Source organism: Micromonospora sp. (assembly GCF_048594385.1).
GTDB classification, from domain to species: Bacteria; Actinomycetota; Actinomycetes; order Mycobacteriales; family Micromonosporaceae; genus Micromonospora; species Micromonospora wenchangensis.
In genome coordinates this window covers 1-2,959 of the sequence record NZ_JBMDWU010000052.1, presented here as the reverse complement: position 1 = coordinate 2,959, position 2,959 = coordinate 1, and the positions used below count along the sequence as shown (strand labels likewise).

The window sequence follows — 2,959 nt, the reverse complement described above, 5'->3', positions numbered from 1 at the left end:
CGAAGAAAGCGACCACCGCGTCCGACGGCGACACCACCGGAGAGACCGGCGACGGTTTCACCGCCGAGGAGCGCGCCGCCATGCGGGAACGCGCCGCCGAGTTGCGGGCCGAGGGGCGCAAGGGCGCCAAGAAGGCTGACGGCATGCAGGCGGTGCTGGACCGGATCGCCCAGATGGCCCCGGCGGACCGGACGCTCGCCGAACGGGTGCACCTGACGGTCACCACGGCGGCCCCGCAGCTGTCGCCGAAGACCTGGTACGGGATGCCCGCGTACGCGAACGAGGACGGCAAGATCGTCGTGTTCTTCCAGGACGCCGGCAAGTTCAACTACCGGTACTGCACCCTCGGCTTCCAGGAGTCGGCCAACCTCGACGACGGTGACCTGTGGCCGGTGTCGTACGCCCTGCGGACGTGGACCCCGGAGGTGGAGAAGCGGATCCGGGACCTGGTGACCACGGCGGTCTCCTGACGGTCACCGGTCGGGTGGGTGTCAGCGTCCCGCAGGCGGGTAGGCGGGGCGGATGACGCCCACCAGCAGAGCCCTGATCGCCGGTGCGGCCGGCGCGTCCGCCCTCAACGCCGTCACCTACCTCGACATGGCGCTGCGGGCCCGGCCGGCCAGCAGCGCCGCCGAGGACAGCGCCGGCCGGCTGGCCGATCTGGCCCACGTCGACCTCGGTGACCAGCGCACGGCCGCCAACCGCCGGTCCGGGCTCGGGCCGCTGCTCGGCTATGCCACCTCGGTGGCCGCCGCGGCGGGTTACGCGGCGGCGGGTGGCCGCCGGCTGCCGCTGGGCGTGTCCGTCCTGGCGCTGACCGGTCTGGCGATGATCGGCTCCAACGGCCCGCTGACCGTGCTGCGGCTCACCGATCCCCGGACCTGGTCGGCCACCGACTGGATCACCGACGTGGTGCCGCACCTGGCGTACGGCGCGGTCACCGCCGTCACCCTGCGCGCGCTGCGTTGAACCGTCGCGGGCGACCGACCGACATCGGTGTGTTTTGCGGAGGGATGCCCGGGTAGGGGAGGAACACCCGTTCCCCGCTCCACGAAGAGGTGCCGCCCAGATGGAATCCCGCAAGCCGACCGAGGTCGTCAAGGACGTGGTGGACGCCGCGGCCGAGAAGGTGTCGCACCTGATGACCCCCGAGGTCCCCGGAGCGCCGGGCAGCGCCCCGCCGACCGTCGAGGAACCCACCACCCCGCACGACCCGCTGCCACCCAAGAAGGAGCAGGGCGCGCCGGAGACCCGTACCCCGACCGGCGCGGCCACCGGCGCGCCGGCCGTCGCCAACGGCCAGCAGGGCGCGTTCCTCACCACCGCGCAGGGGGCCCGGCTGCGCGACACCGACCACTCCCTGAAGGCCGGCCCGCGCGGCCCGACGCTGCTCCAGGACCACCACCTCCGCGAGAAGATCACCCACTTCGACCACGAACGCATCCCCGAGCGGGTGGTGCACGCCCGGGGCGCCGGCGCGCACGGCGTCTTCACCGGGTACGGCGCGCAGGAGGTGACCCGGGCCGGCTTCCTGAGCAAGGGTAAGGAGACGCCGGTGTTCGTCCGGTTCTCCACCGTCCTGGGGTCCCGGGGCTCGGCCGACACGGTGCGGGACACCCGGGGGTTCGCCACCAAGTTCTACACCGACGAGGGCACCTTCGACCTGGTCGGCAACAACATGCCGGTCTTCTTCATCCAGGACGCGATCAAGTTCCCGGACATCATCCACGCCGGCAAGCCGCACCCGGACCGGGAGATCCCGCAGGCGCAGAGCGCCCACGACACCTTCTGGGACTTCGTCTCGCTGCACACCGAGGCGCAGCACCACACCATGTGGAACATGTCCGACCGGGGTATCCCGCGCTCGTACCGGACCATGGAGGGCTTCGGGGTGCACACCTTCCGGCTGGTCAACTCCGCCGGGGCGACGGTGCTGGCGAAGTTCCACTGGAAGCCGAAGCTGGGCGTGCACTCGCTGGAGTGGGAGGAGGCGCAGCTGCTCAGCGGCATCGACCCCGACTTCCACCGGCGTGACCTCTACGACGCCATCGAGGCCGGCGCGTACCCGGAGTGGGAACTCGGCCTCCAGGTCTTCCCGGACACCCCGGAGGAGACCTTCGCCGGCATCGACCTGCTCGACCCCACCAAGATCGTGCCGGAGGAGCTGGCGCCGGTGCAGCCGGTCGGGAAGCTGGTGCTCAACCGGACGCCGACGAACTTCTTCGCCGAGACCGAGCAGGTCGCCTTCCACCTCGGTCACCTGGTGCCGGGCATCGACGTCACCAACGATCCGCTGTTGCAGGGCCGCCTCGTCTCGTACGTCGACACCCAGCTCACCCGCCTGGGCGGGCCGAACTTCGCGCAGGTCCCGATCAACCGGCCGCACGCGGCCGTCAACGACATGCTGCGCGACGGCTTCCACCAGCACGCCGTGCACGCCGGGGTGGCGCCGTACCGACCGAACTCGCTCGACGGCGGCAACCCGTTCCCGGCCGGGGACGCCGAGAACGCGTTCGTCGACGTGCCGGTGACCGTGGCCGAGGCCCCGAAGATCCGGGCCAACCCGGTCTCCTTCGACGACCACTAAAGGCTGGTGCGACTCTTCTGGCTGAGCATGTCGCCGGTGGAGCGGGAGCACATCATCCGGGCCTACACCTTCGAGCTGGGCAAGTGTTACCACCAGGAGATCAAGGAACGGCAGCTCCAGTGCCTGGCCAACATCGACCCGGTGCTCTGCGCCCAGGTCGCCACCGGTCTCGGGCTACCCGCCCCGGAACCGACCGTGCCGCTCGCCGACGTCACGCCCAGCCCCGCACTGTCCCAGGTGGGTCGGCAGTGGCCGGCCGACGGACGGATGGTGGGCATCGTCGTGGACCCGGAGGTCGACCTGGACACGGTCAGTGACGTCCGGCGGGCGGTCTTCGCCGCCGACATGGTGCCGCTGCTGATCGCCCCGCAT

Annotated in this window: 2 protein-coding genes and 1 pseudogene; all 3 read left to right on the top strand. The window is 71.3% G+C overall.

Annotated elements, in window-relative coordinates:
* The first annotated feature begins 80 nt into the window (after positions 1-80).
* On the top strand, positions 81-470 hold the full coding sequence (locus ACOJTC_RS02325) for an iron chaperone (protein ID WP_420115545.1): 390 nt from the start codon (positions 81-83) through the stop codon (positions 468-470).
* Positions 471-522: 52 nt separating this feature from the next.
* Positions 523-969: a hypothetical protein gene (locus tag ACOJTC_RS02320; protein ID WP_204928200.1), complete on the top strand. Its 447-nt coding sequence runs from the start codon at positions 523-525 to the stop codon at positions 967-969.
* Between the two features lie 100 nt (positions 970-1,069).
* Positions 1,070-2,959, top strand: a pseudogene (locus ACOJTC_RS02315) (catalase); the annotation flags it as partial.

Bases quoted from the DNA above. Each gene is read 5' to 3' on its own strand.
- ACOJTC_RS02325 (WP_420115545.1), top strand. From the start codon at position 81: ATGCGGGAACGCGCCGCCGAGTTGCGGGCCGAGGGGCGCAAGGGCGCC.
- ACOJTC_RS02320 (WP_204928200.1), top strand. From the start codon at position 523: ATGACGCCCACCAGCAGAGCCCTGATCGCCGGTGCGGCCGGCGCGTCC.